Annotated in this window: 22 protein-coding genes; 11 read left to right on the top strand and 11 right to left on the bottom strand. The window is 67.2% G+C overall.

The genetic code is table 11. The annotated features are described in order from the left end of the window. Positions 1–14: 14 nt before the first annotated feature. Positions 15–596 carry an RNA 2',3'-cyclic phosphodiesterase gene (gene thpR / locus CupriaWKF_RS20495; protein WP_276102596.1) on the top strand — a complete coding sequence of 194 codons (582 nt, stop codon included), beginning with the start codon at positions 15–17 and terminating at the stop codon, positions 594–596. 213 nt (positions 597–809) lie between these two features. Next, the gene (locus CupriaWKF_RS20490) at positions 810–1,592 is read left to right on the top strand and encodes a flagellar brake protein (RefSeq protein ID WP_276102595.1); all 783 of its coding nucleotides are present in this window, start codon (positions 810–812) and stop codon (positions 1,590–1,592) included. Positions 1,593–1,705: 113 nt separating this feature from the next. Here CupriaWKF_RS20490 and CupriaWKF_RS20485 read toward each other — a convergent pair whose 3' ends face one another. The 3 genes from CupriaWKF_RS20485 to hpnJ all read right to left on the bottom strand — a co-directional run bounded on the left by CupriaWKF_RS20485 (position 1,706) and on the right by hpnJ (position 4,691). Continuing rightward, complete coding sequence (locus tag CupriaWKF_RS20485) at positions 1,706–2,554, bottom strand: IclR family transcriptional regulator C-terminal domain-containing protein (protein ID WP_276102594.1); 849 nt, start codon at positions 2,552–2,554, stop codon at positions 1,706–1,708. Positions 2,555–2,670: 116 nt separating this feature from the next. After that, complete coding sequence (locus CupriaWKF_RS20480) at positions 2,671–3,138, bottom strand: hypothetical protein (RefSeq protein WP_276102593.1); 468 nt, start codon at positions 3,136–3,138, stop codon at positions 2,671–2,673. A 131-nt stretch (positions 3,139–3,269) separates the two neighbouring features. Continuing rightward, positions 3,270–4,691: a hopanoid biosynthesis associated radical SAM protein HpnJ gene (gene hpnJ, locus CupriaWKF_RS20475; protein WP_276102592.1), complete on the bottom strand. Its 1,422-nt coding sequence runs from the start codon at positions 4,689–4,691 to the stop codon at positions 3,270–3,272. A 237-nt stretch (positions 4,692–4,928) separates the two neighbouring features. Here hpnJ and CupriaWKF_RS20470 point away from each other — a divergent pair, with 237 nt between their 5' ends. Continuing rightward, positions 4,929–5,264 carry a hypothetical protein gene (locus CupriaWKF_RS20470; RefSeq protein ID WP_276102591.1) on the top strand — a complete coding sequence of 112 codons (336 nt, stop codon included), beginning with the start codon at positions 4,929–4,931 and terminating at the stop codon, positions 5,262–5,264. 68 nt (positions 5,265–5,332) lie between these two features. Here CupriaWKF_RS20470 and CupriaWKF_RS20465 read toward each other — a convergent pair whose 3' ends face one another. The 8 genes from CupriaWKF_RS20465 to CupriaWKF_RS20430 all read right to left on the bottom strand — a co-directional run bounded on the left by CupriaWKF_RS20465 (position 5,333) and on the right by CupriaWKF_RS20430 (position 15,711). Beyond that, on the bottom strand, positions 5,333–6,661 hold the full coding sequence (locus tag CupriaWKF_RS20465) for an MFS transporter (protein ID WP_276102590.1): 1,329 nt from the start codon (positions 6,659–6,661) through the stop codon (positions 5,333–5,335). A 112-nt stretch (positions 6,662–6,773) separates the two neighbouring features. After that, positions 6,774–7,754 carry a tripartite tricarboxylate transporter substrate binding protein gene (locus CupriaWKF_RS20460; protein ID WP_276102589.1) on the bottom strand — a complete coding sequence of 327 codons (981 nt, stop codon included), beginning with the start codon at positions 7,752–7,754 and terminating at the stop codon, positions 6,774–6,776. Between the two features lie 54 nt (positions 7,755–7,808). Further along, the gene (locus CupriaWKF_RS20455; RefSeq protein ID WP_276102588.1) at positions 7,809–8,789 is read right to left on the bottom strand and encodes a tripartite tricarboxylate transporter substrate binding protein; all 981 of its coding nucleotides are present in this window, start codon (positions 8,787–8,789) and stop codon (positions 7,809–7,811) included. A gap of 74 nt (positions 8,790–8,863) precedes the next feature. Next, positions 8,864–12,430 (bottom strand): indolepyruvate ferredoxin oxidoreductase family protein, encoded by a 3,567-nt coding sequence (locus CupriaWKF_RS20450; protein WP_276102587.1) that lies wholly within the window; start codon positions 12,428–12,430, stop codon positions 8,864–8,866. An 88-nt stretch (positions 12,431–12,518) separates the two neighbouring features. Then, on the bottom strand, positions 12,519–13,553 hold the full coding sequence (locus tag CupriaWKF_RS20445) for an Ldh family oxidoreductase (protein ID WP_276102586.1): 1,035 nt from the start codon (positions 13,551–13,553) through the stop codon (positions 12,519–12,521). Further along, positions 13,550–14,254 carry a GntR family transcriptional regulator gene (locus tag CupriaWKF_RS20440; protein WP_276102585.1) on the bottom strand — a complete coding sequence of 235 codons (705 nt, stop codon included), beginning with the start codon at positions 14,252–14,254 and terminating at the stop codon, positions 13,550–13,552. Before CupriaWKF_RS20440 ends, CupriaWKF_RS20445 begins: the two co-directional genes overlap by 4 nt. Positions 14,255–14,260: 6 nt before the next feature. After that, entirely contained in the window at positions 14,261–15,415 is a 1,155-nt protein-coding gene (locus CupriaWKF_RS20435) for a UxaA family hydrolase (RefSeq protein ID WP_276102584.1), read from the bottom strand. A gap of 5 nt (positions 15,416–15,420) precedes the next feature. Beyond that, complete coding sequence (locus CupriaWKF_RS20430; RefSeq protein ID WP_276102583.1) at positions 15,421–15,711, bottom strand: UxaA family hydrolase; 291 nt, start codon at positions 15,709–15,711, stop codon at positions 15,421–15,423. A gap of 207 nt (positions 15,712–15,918) precedes the next feature. Between CupriaWKF_RS20430 and CupriaWKF_RS20425 the strand changes: the two genes are divergently transcribed. The 8 genes from CupriaWKF_RS20425 to CupriaWKF_RS20390 all read left to right on the top strand — a co-directional run bounded on the left by CupriaWKF_RS20425 (position 15,919) and on the right by CupriaWKF_RS20390 (position 22,491). Further along, complete coding sequence (locus tag CupriaWKF_RS20425) at positions 15,919–16,380, top strand: hypothetical protein (RefSeq protein WP_276102582.1); 462 nt, start codon at positions 15,919–15,921, stop codon at positions 16,378–16,380. Continuing rightward, complete coding sequence (locus CupriaWKF_RS20420; RefSeq protein ID WP_276102581.1) at positions 16,370–16,735, top strand: hypothetical protein; 366 nt, start codon at positions 16,370–16,372, stop codon at positions 16,733–16,735. The genes CupriaWKF_RS20425 and CupriaWKF_RS20420 overlap by 11 nt, the downstream gene beginning before the upstream one ends. Before the next feature lie 64 nt (positions 16,736–16,799). Beyond that, a complete protein-coding gene (locus CupriaWKF_RS20415) occupies positions 16,800–17,771 on the top strand; it encodes a zinc-binding dehydrogenase (RefSeq protein WP_276102580.1) in 972 nt (323 codons plus the stop codon). Positions 17,772–17,796: 25 nt separating this feature from the next. Then, positions 17,797–18,591: a TauD/TfdA family dioxygenase gene (locus tag CupriaWKF_RS20410; protein WP_276102579.1), complete on the top strand. Its 795-nt coding sequence runs from the start codon at positions 17,797–17,799 to the stop codon at positions 18,589–18,591. A gap of 101 nt (positions 18,592–18,692) precedes the next feature. Continuing rightward, complete coding sequence (locus tag CupriaWKF_RS20405) at positions 18,693–19,811, top strand: Re/Si-specific NAD(P)(+) transhydrogenase subunit alpha (RefSeq protein ID WP_276102578.1); 1,119 nt, start codon at positions 18,693–18,695, stop codon at positions 19,809–19,811. A 10-nt stretch (positions 19,812–19,821) separates the two neighbouring features. Beyond that, positions 19,822–20,190: an NAD(P) transhydrogenase subunit alpha gene (locus CupriaWKF_RS20400; protein WP_276102577.1), complete on the top strand. Its 369-nt coding sequence runs from the start codon at positions 19,822–19,824 to the stop codon at positions 20,188–20,190. After that, positions 20,187–21,656, top strand: a complete 1,470-nt coding sequence (locus CupriaWKF_RS20395) for an NAD(P)(+) transhydrogenase (Re/Si-specific) subunit beta (protein ID WP_276102576.1) — start codon at positions 20,187–20,189, stop codon at positions 21,654–21,656. Before CupriaWKF_RS20400 ends, CupriaWKF_RS20395 begins: the two co-directional genes overlap by 4 nt. Before the next feature lie 43 nt (positions 21,657–21,699). Further along, positions 21,700–22,491, top strand: coding sequence for an SDR family oxidoreductase (locus CupriaWKF_RS20390; RefSeq protein ID WP_276102575.1), 792 nt, complete (start codon positions 21,700–21,702; stop codon positions 22,489–22,491). Positions 22,492–22,494: the final 3 nt, after the last annotated feature.

The raw sequence follows: 22,494 nt of genomic DNA, 5'->3' as shown, positions 1-22,494 counted from the left end.
GCAGCGCAGCCGGCGTGGCCCGCCTGTTCATCGCCGTGGAAACGCCGCCGCCGGTGGCGGCGCATCTGGTCGGGCTCGTCCCGGCGGCAAGCGGTATCCGCCCCACGCCCGTGGCGCAGGTGCACCTGACCTTGCGCTTCCTGGGCGAATGCGAGGCTGGGCAGACCGAGCGCATTACCGCCGCGCTCGGCACGGTGCACGCAGCGGATTTCTCGATGCGCGTAGCCGGTGCCGGGCGCTTCCGCGGTCAGCAGGGCAGCGTGCTGTGGGCCGGCCTTGCGCCCTGTCCCGCGCTTGACGCGCTCTATGCGGCCATGACCGATGCCCTGCAGACCGCGGGCATCGCGCCCGAACGGCGGCAGTTCCGGGCACACCTGACACTCGCGCGGTGCCGCCCCACGGTCCCTGATGCCATGCTGCGCGACTGGGTCGCCGCGCACCGCGAGCTTGCCGTACCGTCCTGGCAGGCGCGGCGCTTCGTCCTGTTCGAGAGCCGCCTTGACCGGCACGGTGCCACGCATGCGGCGATAGGCGCGTGGCCGCTCACGGCCCCCGATGACGCTTATATCGTGCCTGGCGTACCCGTTTCTGCGTGAGCGGAATCCGCCCGCCGCAGCGCGAAAGCGGCGCGAACGCTACCCCTCAAAAGTCTGTGCTCAAGTTTTGCCACAGAATGCCGAAGCCCATGCCATGAGTCTTGCCGTCGAATGCAGCGTCCCCTTAATATGCGGCGCTCGGGCGCAAGCCGATCTTGCCGCGACGCCTGCCTTGCCACGTGCGGCGCTGCCATTCTGATGTTGCGTGATTTCATGAGCCTCCAAGATTCTTCCGAGTCCACCCAAGCCGGTTCCGGCGCGCAAGACGAAATCGATGCGCAGGCGGGCGCGGCGCAGCCCGACGAGCGCTACCGCCTGACCCACACCTCGCAGATTGGCACGGTGCTGCGCGACCTGTCCTGGCAGAAGTGCCTGATCACGGTGCGCACGCGCACCGGCCATCAGTTCGTGACCTCGGTCCTGCACATCGATCCGGTCAGCCGCACCTTCATCTTCGACTGGTGCAATGCCGATGCCGAGCGCCAGGCGCTGATGACCTCGGACGAGAACGCGTTCTCGGGCCTGTTGCGCGGCGTGCCGGTCAACTTCATGGTCGGCCGCCCGGCGGCCACACGCTACGAGGAGGGCCCTGCCTTCGTCGTGGAGTTTCCCGAGAAGCTCTACCATTTCCAGCGCCGCCGCCATTTCCGCGCCCGCACGCTGGTGACCAAAGGCTACCGCTGCGAAATCCGCAACCCGGACAACAGCGTGCTGGCCCTTGATGTCGCCGACCTGTCGCTCTCTGGCGTGGGCCTGCGCTCCAAGACCGTGGGCGAGGACCGGCTGCCGGTCGGCACCATGGTGAGCCGCTGCCGGCTGGACTTCCGCGAGCTGGGCAAGGTCGACATCGACCTCCAGGTCGTCGGGCACTGGCTGGTCGGCAACGACGACAGCGCCATCCATCATTACGGCTGCGCCTTCGTGAACCCGGACGGCCGCATGGAGAACTTCCTGCAGCGGCTGGTGTTCTCGCTGGAGCTTGCGCACCGCGGCTGAGGCGCCACGGTTTGCGCGCAGGGCCGGCCGCTGCCGCAGCGCATCGCGGATTTCGGCCTGACCGAGGCCATGCCGAGCCCGGCCCGGCTGTTCACGCCGTGATCAGGACGTAATCACGACGTAATGAGCCGCCCGATGGCCGCGGCGGCTTCGCGCATCGGCGGCAGCAGGCGCGTCACCATCTCGGCCTCCGTCACCTTGGCGGCGCGCACGCTTACGCTGATGCCTGCCAGCACGATGCCGGCGGCCGACCGCACCGGCACCGCGATTGCGCGCAGGCCCGGTTCCAGCTCTTCATCGACGATCACGTAGTCCAGTTCCCGGGCGCGCTCGAAGCAGCTCTCCAGTTCCTGGCGCGACACCTTGGTCTGCAGCGTGCGCGGCCGCAGTTCCGCATGCTCGAAGAAGCCGTCGAGCACCGACGCCGGCTGGTGCGCGAGCAGCAGGCGCCCGTTGGACGTGCAATAGGCCGGCAGCCGGCTGCCCATGCCGAGCGAATAGTTGACCACGCGCTGCACTTCCGAGCGCACCAGGTACAGGATGTCGGTGCCGTCCAGGATGGCCAGCGTGCAGGTTTCGTGGATGCGCGCGCTCAGGTTGTCGAGGATCGGCTGCGACAGCGACACCATCGACGTCGACGAGAAATACGCATGCCCCAGGTGCAGCACGCGCGGGCGCAGCGCGAACTGCCCGTCCTGCTGGCTCACGTAGCCGAGCTGCTCGAGCGTGTACAGGCAGCGGCGCACCGACGCGCGCGACAGCTGCGTGCGCTGCGCCACCTGCGAGATCGTCAGCGGGCGCTTGCGCTCGGAAAACGCTTCCAGCACGGTCAGGCCGCGCGCGAGCGACAGCATGAAGTTCGGGTCGCCGGAGAAACTGCCGAGCAGGTCGGACTGGGGGCGGGCAACGCGGACCGTATCGGCCTGGGCCTGGCCGATGCCGAGGGGGCGGGTAGTCTCCATTGTGTCTTGCTTTGTTCGATAATCGCGCAATCTTAAACGGAGTCGGCGCCGCAGGCCAGCGGTTTTGCGGGAATGGGGCGCGGGGCGCCGCCATGGGCCAGCCGGGCCCGCTTTCGTCAGAGCTTCTGCTGCGCCGCGAGCGCGAGGATCTTGGCCCAGCGCCGCGCGCGGGTGCGCGTGGGCATGGGGATTTGCCAAAGCGGCCGGGCATTGTGCTCGAGCCGCAGGGCCAACGCCCAGGCGCCCGCATCCGCGACCGGCTCGGCGCCGGCGATGTCCGCGAAGATGAAGCGCGATTGGGCCTCGCCCACTGCCACCGTGCCGAGCTTGCGCTCCGCATCGACGCGCAGGCTGCCCCAGGCGCCATCGAGCGACAGGATGCGCTCGCCGCCGATGCGCACGCCATGGACGGCACGCCAGCGCCGCACGCCGTCGGCGACCAGTGCGGCCAGCAGCGCTACGCCGAGCGCGACGGCGCCGGCTCCGGCAAGGGCGCCGAACGCGGCGGCGACGGCATGGTAGAGACGGACATAGCCGTAGATCAGGGCACCAATGAGGGCGAGGCCGAGCAGGATGAAGGGCACGTACGGTTCCGGCGCGTGCCGGGCGCGCCGCCCGGCGGTCAAAGCCCCGATTCTACCGGCGACACGACGACCGGCGCGGTGCCCGCGTCAGCCGGGCGGCCCGCAACTTGTGCCGCCCGGCCACGGCTGCCTCATGCCTTGCGGGCGCGCAGAAACTTGAAGAACTCCACGCCTTCCTGCAAGCGCCGCTTCATCATGTCCCAGCTCATCAGCATCTCGCGCACGATTTCCCAGATCTTCGATGGCCTGAAATAAAACCGCTTGTAGAATTCCTCCACGCCAAGATAGATCTCTTCGCGCGACAGGTGCGGATAGCCGATGGTCGAAGCCTGGGTGCCGGAGTCATTGAGGAGGGTGATGACCTTGCTGTCATTCAGCCATCCGTTCTCGACCGCCTGCTTGTGAAGGACCGTACCCGGATAGGGCGCCGCGAGCGACACCTGGATGGTGTGGGGGTTGATCTCTTTCGCGTACTCGATCGTCTTCTTGATCGTTTCGTGCGTCTCGCCGGGAAGCCCGAGAATGAACGTGCCGTGGATCTTGATGCCGAGTTTGCGGCAATCGTCGCTGAACTGGCGCGCCATATCGGTGCGCAGGCCCTTTTTGACGTTGACGAGAATCTTGTCGTCGCCGGATTCGTAGCCGACGAGGAGGAGCCGCAAGCCGTTCTCCTTCATTACCTTGAGGGTTGAGTAAGGCACGTTCGCCTTGGCATTGCACGACCACGTCACGCCCAGCTTGCCAAGGCCGCGGGCGATCTCTTCCGCTCTCGGCCTGAGGTCGGTGAAGGTATCGTCGTCAAACATGATCTCCTTGATCTCGGGCATGTTGTCCCGGATCCACTTCACCTCTTCGAGAACATTCTCGACCGAACGCGTGCGATAGCGATGCCCCCCGACCGTGTGCGGCCACAGGCAGAACGTGCATCGGGATTTGCAGCCCCGTCCCGTGTAGAGCGACACATAGGGATGCTTGAGATAGCCACTGAAGTAATTCCTGGTCGTCAGGTCGCGCTTATAGACGGGCGCGACGAACGGAAGCTGGTCCATGTCTTCGAGAATGGGCCGGCCTTCGTTGTGCATGATGGCGCCGTCGGGCAGACGATAGCTGAGCCCGAGAATGGACGCGAACGGGAGGCCCTGCGCGATGTCGCGGCAGGTGAAGTCGAATTCTTCGCGGCACACGAAGTCGAGTGCATCACTGGCGGTAAGCGAGCCGTGAGGATCGACAGCCACTTTAGCGCCGACCATTCCGATGAGGACCGCAGGCTTGCGCCGCTTCAGGTGTTCCGCGAACTGAATGTCGCTTGGGAACGACGGAGAACTCGTATGAATGATGACCAGCTCGTATTGCTCGGCAATGCCAAGCGTCGTTTCGAGCGACAGGCCGTCCGCCGGAGCATCCACGAGGCGGCTGCCCTCGACCAGCGCAGCGGGCTGGGCGAGCCATGTCGGATACCAGAACGACCGGATCTCGCGCTTCGTCTGGAAGCGCGAGCCCGCTCCCCCATCGAAGCCGTCATATGAAGGTGCCTGCAGAAACAGCGTTTTCATAAATGTCCTCGAAGAAAGTAGTCGGCATGACTGCGATCAGCGACCCGCCTGCACGCACGCAGCGGCATTCAAGGGAGCGGGATGCGGCTCAAGATACTATATTTTGGTGGATCCGTTGCGATGTTTTCCTCGCTCAGCGCGGCGCACGACAGCGCTCCCGGCGGCCAGCGGCGGTGGCAACACGATTTCGCGCGTTCAGAACGTTCGGTGCTCCAAGTCGGGAGGTGATGTGTGGCCATGAATCACGACGGAACAGCCGGTGTGCCCGTGGGCAATGGCCGGCATCTCAGTCCGGCCGAATTTCTGCTGATGGCAGGGTTTCTCGCATACCGGGCCCCGCTGGCGCCGGTCGATGCCCGAGCCGCCGCCCGACGCGTCCTGGATGCCGTTCTCGGCGTGGCGGCGGCTCACGGATTCGCTGATGCGGATGCGCTCGAATCGATGATGGCGAGCTCCGAAAGATCTACGCGCGTGTGGACACTTGCGCAGCAGGCTGCCGCCGCCGTCGGCGATACGGTCGCTTACCTGCAAGTGATCCGCGATGCAGGGGTATTGCTGGAGGGGGACCTTTGAACAGGGTCGACGAGCAGCCGCGCATCAGGGCAGCCTGATGCGCGGGTAATCCGCGCGCAGCGCGCGCTTCATGAAAGCTTCCGCCCCAGCGTTTCCGGCACCATCGCCAGCCCGAGCAGCGAGACCAGGCCGCAGCCGATCAGGTAGAACGCCGGCGCATTGGGACTGCCGGTCATGTGGATCAGCACGGTCGAGAACAACTGGGCGAAGCCGCCGAATACCGCGATGGCGACGTAGTAGGTCACCGCCATGCCGGTGGCGCGCAAGCGCTGGGGCAGCACCTCGCTGACCAGCACCAGCGTGGCAGGCGAGGTCATCGCCATCGGGATCGCCAGGCACCCGACCACCAGCAGCAGGCAGGTCAGCGAGGGGAAGGCATTGATCAGGACGAAGGCCGGATAGGCCATCACCAGCAAGGCCACGCGCGACCACCACACCATGGTGCGGCGTCCGACCCGGTCGCTCAGCCATCCGGCGATCGGGCCGAAGATGACCATCATGCCCGCGGCGACAAAGCCGGCCCAGACCGCTTCGCCGCGCGGGATGTTCAGCTGGAAGCTGGCGTAGTTAGGCAGGTAGTAGGCGATCAGGTGCACCGCGGCGGCCAGGCCGGTCATCAGCAGCACGCTCGCCACCAGCTCGCGCCAGTGCAGGCGCATCAGTTGCCAGCCGCCGGCGGCGGCCTTCTTGCGGGCAGGCGGCTCCAGCGTTTCTTCCAGCCGGCGCCGGATCACCTGGCCGACGGGAATCACCAGGATGCCGATCAGGAACGCGACGCGCCAGCCCCAGTGCTCGAGGGCGCTGGCGCTCAGTGTATGGCTGAGCCCGAGTGCCACCAGCGCGGCGAAGACCGCGGCAATGCCCTGGCTGGCCGTCTGCCAGCTCGTGTAGAAGCCGCGCGAACGCTCGTCCGCGTACTCCATCAGCATGGCGGTGGCCGAGCCCATCTCGCCGCCGATCGCGAAGCCCTGCACCAGCCGCGCCACGATCATCAGGATCGGCGCCATGATGCCGAAGGCCGCGTACGGTGGCGTCACCACCAGGATCAGCGCGCTGAACGCCATCAGCCACATCGACAGCAGCACCGCCGGCTTGCGGCCGAAGCGGTCGGCATAGGCACCGATCACCAGGCCGCCGAGCGGGCGCATCAGGTAGCCCGCGCCGAACGTGCCGAACGACAGCAGCAGCTGGCCGAACGGGTTGCCCACGGGGAAGTAGAGCGGAATGATCAGCGTGGCGAAGAAGTTGTAGACGCCGGAGTCATACAGCTCCAGCGCGCCGCCGATGGTGATGGCCGTAATGGCCGACGCCTTCGACATGGGTGTCTTCTGGTCCGCGTCCTGGCTTGAAACCGGCGGATGCGCCGGTGCGGCCATGGTGGTGGGATCGAGGGGCATTGCAAGTCTCCTGCCGCGGCCAGCCTGACGTGTCAGGCTGCCGCGTTGTCTGAATCCTAGTCCGATGAGGGGCCTCGGGCGGTCCCTTGCGCTTGATCTCGTTCCAGTCCCGCTATTCGGACTGGAGTCCGGCGCGCCGGACAACGAGTGGCCATTTCTTCTGTTCCGCTTCAATCAGGGCGGCGAATGCCTGCGGGGTGCTGCCTGCCGGTTCGAAACCCTGGCTGGTCAGGCGCTGCCGCACGGCCGGGTTGCGCATGGCCTTGCCCAGCTCCTCGCTCAACCTGGCCACCACCTGCGGCGGCGTGCCGGCGGGCGCCACCAGGCCATACCATTCGCTGCTGTCGATGCCGGCGACGCCGGCCTCCGCGAGCGTCGGCACCTCGGGCAGCTGCGGCAGCCGGTGCGTGCTCACGACCGCGAGCGCCTTGAGCTGTCCGGCGCGCAGCAGGGGCTCCACCACGGGGAGACCCGGGAACATCAGCTGGACATGCCCGCCGACCAGGTCGGCCAGCGCCGGTGGCGCGCCCTTGTACGGCGCGTGCACGAGATCTACGCCGGCCGCGCGCTTGAAGGATTCGCCGATCAGGTGAAGCTGCGTGCCGGGCCCCGAGGAGGCATAGCTGTAATGCCCCGGGCGTGACTTGGCTTTCGCCACCAGCTCCTGTACCGAGCCGGCCATCGCGGGATTGACCACCATGACGTAGTTCAGGCTGACCAGCTGGCCGATCGGCGCGAACTCGCGCGACAGGTCCACCGTGGCGTTGCCGGACAGGCTACGGTTGATGATCATCGGCGTGGTCGCGACCAGCAGGGTGTAGCCGTCCGGAGCGGACTTGGCGGCAGCGGCCGCGCCGATGTTGCCGGTCGCGCCGGGCCGGTTCTCCACCACCACCGGCTGGCCGAGGCCGCCGGAAAGCCGCTCGGCCACCACACGCGTGGCCATGTCGACGCTGCCGCCGGCGGGCCATGGCACGATGACGCGGACGGGGTGGTTCGGATAGGTGCCCTGCGCCCATGCCCCCGTCACCATCATGGCCGTGAGCCCGATCGCGCCAAGCGCTTGCCGCCTGCATCGCGTCTGGAATTTCATGACAGTCTCCTTGCTTCTTGTCCGTGCTCCGCCGCCATGGCGGAGCGCCGCTGCTTATTCCAGCCGGAATCCCGTCTGCTTGATGGCCAGCGCCCATTTCTTCTGCTCGGCCGCCATGAAGGTCGCGAACTCGCCGGGCGAACTGCTGCTGGCCGGCTCGTAGCCCTTGCTGGCCAGTTGCTGGCGCACGCCAGGCGCGTTGAGCGCCTTCTCGATCTCCTTGCCCAGCAGCGCGACGATGTCCTTCGGCGTGCCGGCCGGGGCCACCAGCCCGTACCATTCGCTCGCCTCGATGCCGGGGAAGCCGGCCTCCGCCATGGTCGGAATCTCGGGGAACAGCGGCAGGCGCTGCTTGCTTGCTACCGCAATGCCCTTGAGCTGGCCGCCCTTCACGAACGGCATCACCGCCGGCACACCGTGGAACATCATCTGGATATGGCCGCCGACCATGTCGGTGAGCGCCTGCGGGCCGCCCTTGTAGGGCGCATGCACGATATTGACCTGGGCCATCTCCTTGAAGACTTCTCCGACCACGTTCTGCTGCGTGCCGGGGCCCACCGACGCGTAGCTGAGCTTGCCGGGCTCCGCCTTCGCACGGGCGACGAGTTCCTTGACCGAGCCCGCGATTGCGGGACTGACCACCAGCATGTAGGGCGAGCTCGCCATCAGCCCGAGCGGCGCGAAGTCCTTGCCCAGGTCGAACGGCAGGTTCTTCTGCAGGCTCGCGTTGATGGCCATCGGCGCGCTGGCGACCAGCAGCGTGTAGCCGTCGGGCGGGGCCTTGGCTGCCGCGCCGGCGCCGATATTGCCGGTCGCGCCGGGACGGTTGTCGATCACGAACTGCTGGCCCAGGCTCGCGCTCAGCTTCTCGGCCACCGTGCGGGTGACGGTGTCGACGCCACCACCGGCCGGCCACGGCACGATGATGCGGACCGGCCGGTTCGGGTAGCCGCCCTGGGCCAGGGCGCTGGCGGCACAGGCGGCGAGCGCAATGGCGCCCAGGGAACGGCCGACGCGGTGCAGTACGGATGTCATGACTTGTCTCCTCGTTGTCGTTGTGCGGTCCCCGCGCCGCCTTGCAGCGGGGGCCTTGCTTACACCAGTCCGGTTCAGGCCGCCACGGTCGGTCGGGTGTTTTCGTTGCGGACGTCGCCGCTTTCCCACTGCGTCATCAGTCGTTCCCAGCGCACGCGGGTGGCAGCGAGGTTGCGCGCCTTGACATGGCCATAGCCACGGATGTCCATCGGCAGTCGTGCGATTTCCAGCGCCAGCTCCAGGTTCTGCGCGCAGAGCTTCGGCAGCAGCGCCTCGACGCAGTCGCGGTATGCCGCGATCAGCGCGCGCTCTTCGCGGCGCTCGGCGGTGTAGCCGAACGGGTCAAGCGCGGTGCCGCGCAGGCCCTTGAAGCGGGCCAGCACCGCGAACGCCTTGCGCACCCAGGGACCATAGGCAGCCTTGAGCGGCTCGCCATCCTGGTTCTTCCTGGCGAACAGCGGCGGCGCCAGGTGGTGCACCAGGCGGAAGTCGCCTTCGAACATCGACTCGACCTGCTTGCGGAACGCGGCGTCGGTGTGCAGGCGCGCCACTTCGTACTCGTCCTTGTAGGCCATCAGCTTGAACAGCGAGCGCGCCACGGCCTCGGAGAGGCGGGTGCCACCCGTGACGGACTCGGCGATCCTGACGCGGTCGACCAGGGCCTCGTACTGCGCGGCATAGGCGCGGTGCTGGTAGGCGGTGAGGAACTCGACGTGCCGGGCCAGCAGGTCGTCCAGCGTCGGCTTGCGCACGAACTGGATCACTTGCGCGTTGGCGGCGCGCACCGGGACGCGCGATATGTCGTGCGCGCACATCCGGCCCCATTCGAACGCGGCCTTGTTGCTGTCCACCTGCACGCCGTTGAGTTCGATGGCGCGCATCAGCGCGGCATGCGACAGCGGCACGCGGCCCTTCTGCCAGGCGTAGCCCAGCATCATCAGGTTGGCGTAGATGGACTGGCCCATGACCTGCTTCGAGACCTGTTCGGCATCGAAGCTGCCGACCTGGCCGCTGCCGACGGCCTGTGCAATGCGGCCGACGGCATCCTCGGTCTGCGGATCCCAGTCCGGATTGCGCACGAACGCGGCGGTCGGCGTGACATGGCTGTTGAGCACCACGTAGGTCCGCTGCGGCGACATGGTCGCGAGCGATGCCTTGCTGGCGGCCACCACCGTGTCGCAGGCGATCACCAGGTCGGCCATCGCGATATCGACGCGGCTGGCGTGCAGGGCGTCGGGGCTCGCGGCGATCTGGATGTGGCTCCAGGTCGAGCCGCCCATCTGCGCCATGCCGGTGGCGTCCTGCGTGATCACGCCCTTGCCTTCGAGGTGCGCGGCCATGCCCAGCACGCCGCCGATCGTCACGATGCCGGTGCCGCCGATGCCGGCCACGACGATGCGCCGGGGCGTGGCGGCATCGGGCAGCGTGGGCATGGGGATATCGGTCGGGACGGGCTGGTTCTTGCCGCCTGCCGACGGCTTCCTGAGCTGGCCGCCTTCGACGGTGACGAAGCTCGGGCAGAAGCCCTTGGTGCAGGAGAAGTCCTTGTTGCAGGTGTCCTGGTTGATCTTGCGCTTGCGGCCGAACTCGGTCTCCACCGGCTGCACGGCCAGGCAGTTGCTTTCCACGGAGCAGTCGCCGCAGCCCTCGCACACCAGCTCGTTGATCACGACGCGTTTGGCGGGGTCCGCCATGGTGCCGCGCTTGCGCTCGCGGCGCTTCTTGGTCGCGCAGGTCTGGTCGTAGATGATCACGGTCACGCCCGCCACTTCGCGCAGCTCGCGCTGCACCGCGTCCAGCTCGTCGCGATGGCGCACCGTGACGCCGGCCGCCAGGTTGCTGACACCCTTGTACTTTTCCGGCTCGTCCGTGACCACCACGATCTGCCGCGCGCCCTCGGCGGCCAGTTCGCGCGACATGGCTGGTACATCAAGCTGTCCATCCACCGGCTGTCCGCCGGTCATGGCGACCGCGCTATTGAACAGCACCTTGTAGGTCATGTTCACGCCGGCATGGATGGACTGGCGCACCGCCAGCAGGCCCGAGTGGTTGTAGGTGCCGTCGCCGAGGTTGGCGAACATGTGGTTGCGCTTGCTGAATGGCGCCTGGCCCATCCAGTGCACGCCTTCGCCACCCATCTGCGACCACGAGGTGGTCGAGCGGTCCATCCACACCACCATGCCGTGGCAGCCGATGCCGGCCGTGGCGACCGAGCCTTCCGGCACCTTGGTACTGGTGTTGTGCGGGCAGCCCGGGCAGAACCACGGCAGGCGGTCGGCGGCGCGCGAATCGCCCTGCGCGGTGGCGCGTTCCTTGGCCTCGATTTCCTGCAGGCGAACATCCATGCGTGCGGCCACGTCGGCGGGCACGCCCAGTGCCTTGAGTCGCTGCGCAATGGCCTTGGCGACCAGTGCCGGCGACAGGTCGGCCTTGGCGCGCAGCAGCCAGTCCCCGGCCGGCTTGCGGTGGCTCCATTCGCCGCCCGCACCGTCGGTGTGGTGGTATTTGCCGAACACGGCCGGGCGCGCATCGGCGCGATAGTGGTAAAGCTCGTCCTTCAGTTGCTGTTCGATGAGCGGGCGCTTCTCCTCGACCACCAGCACTTCGCGCAGCCCGTGCGCGAAAGCGCGCACGCTGTCGGGCTCGAGCGGCCACACCACGCTGACCTTGTGGACGCGGATGCCGAGCGCGCGGCAGGTTGCATCATCGAGGCCGAGGTCGAGCAGGGCCTGGCGCGTGTCGCTGTAGGCCTTGCCGCTGGCGATGATGCCGAGGCGGTCATCGGGGCCTTCGACCACGTTGCGGTTCAGGCGGTTGGCTCGCACATAGGCGAGCGCCGCCGGCCACTTGAACTCCATCATGCGCGCCTCGGCCGCGAGCGGATCGTCGGGCCAGCGGATGTGCAGGCCGCCCTCGGGCATGGCGAAGTCTTCCGGCAGGAGAATGCGCACGCGGTCCGGGTCCGCAATCACCGAGGCGCCCGACTCCACCACCTCCTGCACGGTCTTCATGCCGGCCCAGAGGCCGCTGAAGCGGCTCATCGCGAACGCGTGCACGCCCAGGTCCAGGATGTCCTGCACATTCGACGGGAAGAACACCGGCAGGCCGCACGCGATGAGGGTGTGGTCGCTCTGGTGCGCCAGCGTGCTGCTCTTGGATACGTGGTCGTCGCCGGCCAGCGCGATCACGCCGCCCAGGCGCGAAGTGCCGGCCAGGTTGGCATGCTTGAGCGCATCGCCGCTGCGGTCGACGCCGGGACCCTTGCCATACCAGATCCCGAACACGCCGTCGTACTTCTTGCTGGCCGCGTCGAAGTCGAGTTGCTGCGAGCCCCATACGGCGGTAACGCCGAGTTCCTCGTTGACGCCGGGCTTGAACACGACATGGTTGTCGGCCAGGATCTTCTTGGCTTGCCACATGGCCTGGTCATAGTTGCCGAGCGGCGATCCGCGGTAGCCGGAGATGAACGCCGCGGTGTTGTGGCCGGCCAGCGCGTCGCGCCGGCGCTGCATCAGCGGCAGGCGCACCAGGGCCTGCACGCCGCTCATGTAGGCGCGGCCGGATTCCAGTGCGTACTTGTCGTCGATCGACACGGCCTCCATGGCTTTCCGGGCGGCGTCGGGGAGGATTGGAGCGTTCATGGGACGGATTTCGCCTGTGTGTGGGTGGGGTAGGGGCGGCCAGCGTCTGCCGGTGACCCGGATATCGTTGATGTCGTCGCGGATCCGGCTAGGCCGGGAACGGGATGCTCAAGGTCCGGCCAAGGCCGGCCAGTTCGCGTGTGATGGCTTCGGGCAGGGCGATGCCGTGCGCGCGGCCTTCACGTTCGAGCTGGTCGCCCCGGTGGCCGGGAAGTCTTGCCTCGCTGCCGCCGGCAGCGAGGTAGTTGCCGGTCCATTGCGCCATGTAGTCGGCGAACAGCGCCTGGCCGGCAAACGCCTCGGGACGGACCAGCCAGACAAAGCCGCCCTGGCGACCGACCGCGCCGCCGTTGCCGACGCTGTTGCGCGCGGGGTCAAGCGAACCTGCGGTAGCGGCCAGCGCACCGGCCAGGCATTCGACCATCATGGCGATGCCGATGCCCTTGTGGCCGCCGGTCGGCAGCAGCGAGCCGGCCAGCGCGCGCTGCGCATCGGTGGTCGGCTGGCCGTCGGCGTCCAGGGCCCAGCCTTGGGGAATGGGTTTGCCTTCACGCGCGGCGAGCAGGATATGGCCGCGCGCGGCGACGCTGCAGGCCACGTCGAACACGATCGGGGCCTGGCCCGGCAACGGGCAGCCGAAGGCGATCGGGTTGTGCCCGATGGCGGGGCGGGCAAAGCCCTCCATGCCTAGCACGGGCGGCGTGCGCTGTCCGACGATGCAGAACGCGCCAGCTTCGGCCGCGAGCAGTGCGTGGATGCCCAGTGCGCCCAGGTGGCCGCACGACTGCACGGCAACCAGTACGCTGGCACTCGATTCCAGCGCTGCGAGGCCCAGCCGCACGGCATGCGGCCCGGCGACCTGGCCCATGGCCCCATCGGCATCCAGCACGATGCCGCCGGGGAAAGTCCGGTGCGACATGGCGGCGCGCGGGTTGAAGTCACCGGCGCGCAGGCGCTCGACATAGGACGGCACGCGCGTCATGCCATGCGTCTTGTAGCCGCGCAGTTCGCTGCGCACCAGCGCGGTGGCGGCCTCGACGGCATGCGCAGGCGCCACGCCGCACGATTCGAATACAGCAGAAGTCCAGCGCTCCAGGCTTTGGGCGCTCCATCGCGTGGTCATGAAGATTTCTCCCGTACGATCATCAGGCGCTCGGTGAACGGCGCGGCGTAGACCGACTGGTAATAGAGCGGCTGGTCGCGCAGCGTGTAGCCGCGCATTTCCATGATGAAGGCAGGCGCCTCGGCGTCGAGCCCCAGCTCGCGCGCGGCGATTGCCGGTGCCGGACCGAAGCGGATCCACTGGTCCACGCGCAGCGTCGGCAGCGACAGCCGCTGGCCGATCAGCTCGCGCAGGTTCTTCTCCAGCGCCTCGCGGTCCAGGCCGCCCAGTTGCGCGAAGTCCTCCTCGCGCAGCCAGAATTCGCTGTACAGGTCGAAGCGGCCGCCGACATTGATCACGCGCTCGATGCGCACGTAGCCGTCGCCTTCGAGGAACTCCGACCACGGGCCCTTGCGCTTGATGCGCTTGACCGAACGCGCGTGGACGTAGGACGGCAGTTCGTTGCCGTCTTCATCCCGAAAGCGCAGGTAGCGGACATCGGCGGGCGCCACGCGCGTGCCGGACACGAAGGTGCCGCGCCCCTGCTCGCGCGTGATCAGTCCCGAGTGCGTCAAACGGATCAGCGCCTTCTGAATGGTCCCGACGCTCACGCCATGGATCGCGGCGAGCTCGCCTTCGGACGGCAGGCGGTCGCCTTCGCGCAGGGCGCCGGATTCGATGGAGCGGATGATCGCGTCGGAGACGCTGTTGAGTTTGGTCATGGTTGCTCAGAGGCTCAGTGCGAATCGACTGATCGCGGTCTCCCGGATATCGAGCACCTCGCTGGTCAGCCGCGTGCCCGATGCGACGTCCATCGCATAGGCATAGAGCTGATCGCCGAGGTCCGAAATCTTCTCGCCGTGCTGCAGGATCCCGCTGACGTCGAAGTCAATGTTGTCGGCCATGGTGTGCAGCGTATTGACGTTGCCGCACACCTTGACGGTCGGTGCCACCATGCTGCCGATCGGATTGCCCACTCCGGTGCCGAAGAAGGTGAGCTGGCACCCGCCGGCAGCAAGCGCAGTCAGATTTTCCACTGCCGCGGCCGGGGCGTCCATGAAGTGCAGACCCTTCTTCTGCGGCGCCTCGCCGTAGCGCAGCACGCCGACGAGCGGGCTGTTGCCGGCCTTGGCCATGGCGCCGAGCGCCTTCTCCTCGACCGTGGTCAGGCCGCCGCGCTTGTTGTCAGGCGAGGGCTGGTCCTCGCGCATGTCGACGCCGCGTGAAATGGCCAGGTTTTCCATGTTGCGCACGGCGGTGACGAAATCCTCGCGCACGCGTGCGTTGGCGGCCCGCTCCGCAAACAGGTGATCGGCGCCGATGAATTCGGAGGTCTCGGAGATGATCACCGTGCCGCCCTCGGCGATCACGAGGTCAGCCATGCGCCCGATCACCGGGTTGCAGCTCAGGCCCGAGGTGGTATCCGATCCGCCGCATTCCACGCCGATCACCAGCGACGACACGGGGCAGGGCACGCGGCGCGCGCGCGACGCCCGGAGCGAAAGCTGCGCGGCCTTGCGCGTGCCTTCGGCAATGCAATCGACCGTGCCGTTGGGCTGCAGGTGCACGCGCTCGACGGGTTTGCCGGCGGCCTGGATGCGGCGCGCGACTTCTTCGGTGGACGACGGCTCCAGCCCGACCAGCAGCACCGACGCGATATTGGGGTTGCGGCCCAGGCCTGCCAGCGATTCGAAGGCGAAATCCAGGTCGGCGCCGAACTGTCCGCGCACGAACAGCGTGGTCACGGGAATGCAGCCGCCCACGGTGCGCGCGATGGCGCGCGTGACCGGGTTGCAGTTATCCATGACCGAGACCACGGCGACCCAGTTGCGTACGCCGACCGCGCCGTTCTCGCGCGGGTATCCGAGAAAGGTGGTTGTCATCTGTCTTAGCCCTTGTGCAGGTCGCCGCGCGCGCGCGCCGACTCGATGTTGTGAACATGCATGTGTTCGCCGGCACGGATCGCGTGGCTGGCGCGGCCGATGACCTGGCCGTACTTGAGGATTTCCTGGCCCGCCGAGGTGTCGGCCACGCATACCTTGTGGCCGAACGGGACGTCCTGCAGCAGGACCAGCTTTCCCGACCGCTCGCCTTCCAGGGCGCAGGCGTCACCGGCATGGCCGGCGTCCAGCAGGGTGGCCACGTTGTCGGCCGGGTTGAGTACGATGGCTCGAGGCATTGATAAACTCCTGTATAGGTGTTGAGATGCAATGTAGAGAATCGCTGCGGGCTTAGTCAAGGATTAACACGCTTACCCCCGAGAAAACCACTATTCTTACGTAGAAGTCCTATATAGAAGTTGTTGACATCGACAGTGCGCGTGTCTATCGTCATAGCAACGGGGCCGCCGGGGTGCGGCACCGGATTCCAACAACCGAGGACAGGCATGAAGGTGGCATCACACCTGGAAAAAATTGCGAAGCTACAGGCGTTGCGCGGGCGCCTGGATCCGCTCCAGGATTTCGAGCTGTGGTTCTGGGCGGGCATGACGGCGGGAACCCATGCGGTCAATGCAGCACTGCACCAGGCCGGGATCACGCTCGACGACGATATGTTTCCGACGCAGCCCGGGGTCTATCTGGTGCCGCAGCCGGACGGCAGCCTGAAGGCGGCGTTCCGGCCGCTTGGCGACGTGCTGCACGTCGGCCGTCCGAAGGTGGAGGCGCCGGTGCCCGCGGACATTGCCGCGATGATGGAAGACATGGAGCGCATCGAGCACTACCGCGACCCGTGCCTGCGCGAAGGCCTGGTGCCGACGCAGGCGATCGCGCAGAACTGCGAAGCCGCGCTGCAACGGTGCCTGCGCGTGCTGGCACAGCGCATGGAAGGAGGCGCGCGTGGACATTGAAGGACACATGGCGATTGCACGCCGCATCGAGGCATCAATGCATAAGTGCGGGCCAACCGATCACGAGATGACGATCGAGGCCGCGATGCTGGCCGGCACGCACTGGCTGAATGTGCTGCTGCACAAGCTCGGCACCACGCCGCCGCAGCAGGACGTGTTCCACAGCTACCTGCTGACGGTCAATGAAATCCGGCGGCTCGCGGTGGCGGCGGAAAAGCCGCTTGCGGCGCTTGCCGCGATCGAGGACAGCCGCGCGCCGTACGTGCGCGGCAATCACGCCGGCGGCGAAGCCGCGGCCGAACGCGCGCTGACGCTGCTTTCGCTGATCCGGGCGACGGCGCTTGGCGCCACGTGAGCCGGCGGCGCGTGAACCGCAAACAGATCAAGAGACAAGTACAGAGTCAGACAAGGAGCCAACAGTGAAGGCAGTCCGCGTAGTACCAGGCCCGGAGGGCGGCAAGGTTGAAGTGCAGGATATTCCCGTGCCTGTCGCGGCGGCGGGCCAGGTGCTGGTGAGGGTCCGCGCATCGGGCCTGAACCGGGGGGAAATCAACCAGGCGAAGGAGCTGCGCAGCGGCAACACCATCACCACCGGCGTCGAGTTCGCCGGGGAGGTGGCCGAGGTCGGCGAGGGCGTGCACGGCTGGCGCAAGGGCGACCGCGTCATGGGTCATGGCCGCGGCTGCCAGGCCGAGTATGTGGTGGCCGACCCGTTGGCGCTGATCGCCGTGCCGGACGGCATGTCGTGGATCGACGCGGCGGCTTTCCCCAATGTCTTCATCACCGCGCACGACGCGCTGGTGGTCAACGGGCAGCTCAAGGCCGGCGAGTCGGTGCTGATCAATGGCGCTTCGGGCGGCGTGGCGATGGCCGCGATCCAGATTGCTTCGCTGATGGGCGCGAAGCCCGTCATCGCCGCGTCGCGTTCGGCTGCCAAGCTGGACAAGCTCAGCCAGTATGGCGTGGATGTCGGCATCGATGCGTCGAAAGACGACCAGGTCGAGGCGGTCATGGCGGCGACCGGCAACAAGGGTGTCGACATCATCATCGACACCGTCGGTGGTCCGGTGTTCGAGGCCAACATGAAGAGCCTTGCTGTCAAGGGTCGCCTGGTGAACATCGCACGGCTCGGTTCGGCCACGGCCCAGATCGACCTGTCGATGCTGTGGCTCAAGCGCCTGCAGCTGATCGGCGTGACCTTCCGCACGCGTACCGAGCAAGAGCGGCTCGAGTGCATCCAGGCCTGCGCGCGCGACATGCTGCCGTTCCTGCGCGCCGGCCGCGTGCGGCTGCCGATCGACCGCACCTTTGCCATGACCGACATCGGCGCGGCCCACGAATACATGAAGCAGGACCAGCACGTCGGCAAGATCGTGCTGCTGGTCGACTGAAGCCATCGACACAAGAGGAGACATCATGACCATCGAAATCAAGCCGTTGACCGGCTCCGTGGGCGCCGCCGTCACCGGCGTCAACCTGAACGACCCGATCAATGACGCCACTTTCCAGGTTCTGCACCAGGCCTTCCTGGAGTACGGCATGCTGGTCTTTCGCGGCCAGTTCCTGCAGCCGGCGGCACAGGTGGCGTTCGCTCGCCTGTGGGGCACGCCGGTCCAGGGCAACCCGCTGCTGAAGGGCCTGGCGGAATTCCCGGAACTGTTCCAGGTCACCAAGATACCGAAGGAGACGGCCTCCACCGAGGCCTGGCACTCCGACTCGATCTACACCGAGGTGCCGCCGAAGATCTCCATCCTGTCGGCGGTGACGATCCCGGTCGGCGGCGACACCATGTGGTGCAACCAGTACGCCTCGTACGAGCGGCTGTCGCCCACGATGCAACGCCTGATCGAAGGGCTGCGCGCGCGCTTCACGGGCGCCCGCCTGGCAAAAATGACGGGCTCGGACAAGGTGCCTTCGGCCGTGCATCCGATCGTGCGCACGCACCCGGAGACCGGGCGCAAGGCACTCTATGTCGGCCATCCGGACACGGCGCAGTGCATCGAAGGCATGACCGAGGCGGAAAGCCGTCCGCTGCTCGACTTCCTGTACGAGCACTCGGTCACCCCGGACAACGTCTATCGCCACATGTGGCAGGAGGGCGACGTGGTCATGTGGGACAACCGCAATACCATGCACTACGCCGTGCATGACTACGGCAATGCCGAGCGCGTGCTCAACCGAGTGACGCTCGAAGGCGACGTGCCCCGCTGAGCGGCACCCATACCGGCACCGCCCTGGCCGCCATTGGCCAGTGGCGTTGCCCGGCGCACTGCGTCCCGCGCGGGACGGCGCGGTCCACAGGAGAGTGAGAAATGCAGATAGGGATCCCGACTGAGACCCGGGAGGGGGAGGCGCGCGTCGCCGCCACGCCCGAGACGGTCAAGAAGTACGTCGCCCAAGGCCACAAGGTCGTGGTGCAGGCGGGTGCCGGCGTACGGGCCAGCCAGCCGGATGCGGCCTATGAGGCCGCGGGCGCACGCATCGGCAGCGCGGCCGACGCCCTTGGCGCGCAACTGGTGCTGAAGGTGCGCGCGCCCGAGATCACCGAGCTGGCGCACATGAAGCCGGGCGCGGTGCTGGTGGGCATGCTCAATCCGTTCGATGCCGAGAACAAGGCGCGCATGTCCGCCGCCGGCATCACGGCCTTCGCGCTCGAAGCCGCGCCGCGCACCACGCGCGCGCAGAGCATGGACGTGCTCTCCTCGCAGGCCAATATCGCCGGCTACAAGGCCGTGCTGGTCGCCGCCCATCACTACCAGCGTTTCATGCCGATGCTGATGACCGCTGCCGGCACCGTCAAGGCCGCGCGCGTGCTGATTCTCGGCGCCGGCGTGGCCGGCCTGCAGGCCATCGCCACGGCCAAGCGCCTGGGCGCGGTGATCGAGGCCTCGGACGTGCGCCCGGCCGTGAAGGAGCAGATCGAATCGCTCGGCGGCAAGTTCCTGGACGTGCCGTTCATCACCGACGAAGAGCGCGAGATCGCGCAAGGAGTGGGCGGCTATGCGCGGCCGATGCCGCCGGACTGGATGCGCCGCCAGGCCGAGCTGGTCCACGAGCGCGCGAAGCAGGCCGACATCATCATCACCACGGCGCTGATCCCCGGCCGCAAAGCTCCGGTACTGCTGCAGGAAGACACGGTCAAGCAGATGAAGCCCGGTTCGGTCGTGGTCGACCTGGCCGCGGCTCAAGGCGGCAACTGCCCGCTGACCGTGGCCGACGAAGTGGTCGAGCGCCATGGCGTCACCTTCGTCGGGCACACCAACCTGGCCAGCATGGTCGCGGCCGACGCCTCGGCGCTCTATGCCCGCAACGTGCTGGACTTCCTCAAGCTGGTCATCGACAAGGAAGGCCAGTTCACGCTCAACCTCGAAGACGACATCGTCGCCGCCTGCCTGATGACGCGGCGCGAAGAAGCGGCCCTGGCCTGCTAAGGAGAGACCGATGGAAATGGTGAACCACACGGTGATCAACCTGATCATCTTCGTGCTGGCGATCTACGTGGGCTACCACGTGGTCTGGACAGTCACGCCCGCCTTGCATACGCCGCTGATGGCGGTGACCAATGCAATCTCGGCCATCATCATCGTCGGCGCCATGCTGGCCGCCGGCCTGACTGAAGGCGGCGTGGGCCGCGCGATGGGCACGCTGGCCGTGGCGCTGGCCGCCGTCAATGTGTTCGGCGGTTTCCTCGTCACGCAGCGCATGCTGGAAATGTTCCGCAAGAAGGCGCCCAAGGTGAAGGCCGAAGGGAAGGCCGAAGCAAAGGCGCCGGCCCATGCCGGCGGCGAACTGGTGGAGATGCAGCGATGAATGCCCTGTCCATGAATACGGTGACGCTGTTCTACCTGGGGGCGTCGGTCTGCTTCATCCAGGCACTGAAGGGCCTTTCGCATCCGGCTTCTGCCCGCAAGGGCAATGCCTTCGGCATGATCGGCATGGCGGTGGCGGCGCTCACCACGGTGGCGCTGATCGCCAAGCTCAAGAGCGAGTTCCTGGCGTCTGGCGCGGCGGGCACGGAGACGGGCTTCGGCCTGTCGCTGATTCTTGCCGGGCTGGTGGTGGGCGGTGGTATCGGCGCCTACGTGGCCAAGAAGGTCGAGATGACCAAGATGCCCGAACTGGTCGCCGCCATGCACTCGCTGATCGGCCTGGCCGCGGTGTGCATTGCCGTGGCGGCGGTGGCGGAGCCTGCGGCCTTCGGCATCGCGCCGGCGGGCTCGCACGAGATCCCGACGGGCAACCGCGTCGAGCTGTTCATCGGCTGCTTTGTCGGCGCCATCACGTTCTCCGGTTCGGTGATCGCGTTCGGCAAGCTGGCCGGGCGCTACAAGTTCCGCCTGTTCCAGGGTGCGCCGGTGGTGTTCGCCGGCCAGCACATGCTGAACCTGGCGCTGGCGGTCGCGATGGTCGGCTTCGGCATCGCGTTCTTCATGACGCAGGAGTGGCTGCCGTTCCTGGCGATGCTCGCCATTGCCTTCGTGCTTGGCGTGCTGATCATCATCCCGATCGGCGGAGCCGACATGCCGGTGGTGGTGTCGATGCTGAACTCGTACTCGGGGTGGGCGGCCGCCGGCATCGGCTTCTCGCTGAACAACCCGATGCTGATCATCGCCGGCTCGCTGGTGGGTTCGTCCGGTGCCATCCTCTCGTACATCATGTGCAAGGCGATGAACCGCTCGTTCTTCAACGTGATCCTGGGCGGCTTCGGCAGCGATGCCGCAGCAGCCGGTGCCGGCGGCTCGCAGGTGCAGCGCAATGTGAAGTCGGGCTCGGCCGATGATGCATCATTCCTGATGGGCAATGCCGAGACCGTGATCATCGTGCCGGGCTACGGCCTGGCCGTGGCGCGCGCGCAGCATGCCCTGAAGGAACTCACGGAGAAGCTGACCGAAAAGGGCGTGACGGTGAAGTACGCGATCCACCCGGTGGCCGGCCGCATGCCGGGCCACATGAACGTGCTGCTGGCCGAGGCCGAGGTGCCGTACGACCAGGTCTTCGAAATGGAAGACATCAACAGCGAATTCGGCCAGGCCGACGTGGTGCTGGTGCTCGGCGCCAACGACGTCGTGAACCCTGCGGCGAAGACCGACCCGAAGTCGCCGATCGCCGGCATGCCGATCCTGGAGGCCTTCAAGGCCAAGACCGTCATCGTCAACAAGCGCTCGATGGCGTCCGGCTATGCCGGGCTGGACAACGAACTGTTCTACATGGACAAGACCATGATGGTGTTCGGCGATGCCAAGAAGGTGGTCGAGGACATGGTCAAGGCTGCGTAAGCAGGCTTTCACGCAGACAACAGAGAACACAGGAGACATGGCAATGACGCAGCACGATGGACGCGGCCTGGGCCCGTTTGCCGATCTGGAGGGCAAGGTGGCGCTGGTCACCGGCGCCTTCAGCGGGCTTGGCCTGCATTTCGCGAAGACGCTGTCGCGCGCCGGCTGCAAGGTGGCATTGGCCGGGCGGCGCGTGGGCGAGGGCGAGGCCTTGCTGGCCGAACTGCGCAAGCAGGGCGGACAGGGGTGCGTGGTCGCGCTCGATGTCAGGGACCCCACCTGGGTCGATGCGGCATTCGAGGGTGCGCGGCGCGAACTCGGGCCGGTACAGATCGTCGTCAACAGCGCCGGCATCGCCACCACGGGCGCGGCCATGGAGGTGGACGAGGCGCAGTGGCAAAGCGTGATCGACACCAACCTGAACGGCGCCTGGCGCGTCGCGCAGCGCGCCGCGCGCATGATGCGCGATGCCGGGACGGGCGGCAGCATCATCAATATTGCCTCGATCCTTGGCCTGCGCGTGGCGCAGCAGGTGCCGGCGTACACCGCGGCCAAGGCGGGGCTGATCCATCTCACGCGCTCGCTGGCGCTGGAGTGGGCGCGCCATGGCATCCGTGTCAATGCGCTTGCGCCGGGCTATTTCGAGACCGATATCAACCGCAGCTTCTTCGAGACCGAAAGCGGACAGGCGCTGATCCGGCGTATCCCGCAGCGCCGGCTCGGACAGCCGCGCCAGCTCGACGGCGCGCTGCTGTTGCTGGCCTCCGACGCGTCCGATTTCATGACCGGCACGGTGCTGCCGGTAGACGGCGGCCATTCCATCAATTCGCTTTGAGGC

This window comes from Cupriavidus sp. WKF15 (genome assembly GCF_029278605.1).
Taxonomy (GTDB): Bacteria; Pseudomonadota; Gammaproteobacteria; order Burkholderiales; family Burkholderiaceae; genus Cupriavidus.
The sequence above is the reverse complement of the archived record's forward strand: the minus strand, read 5'-3'. Positions and strand labels throughout refer to the sequence as shown.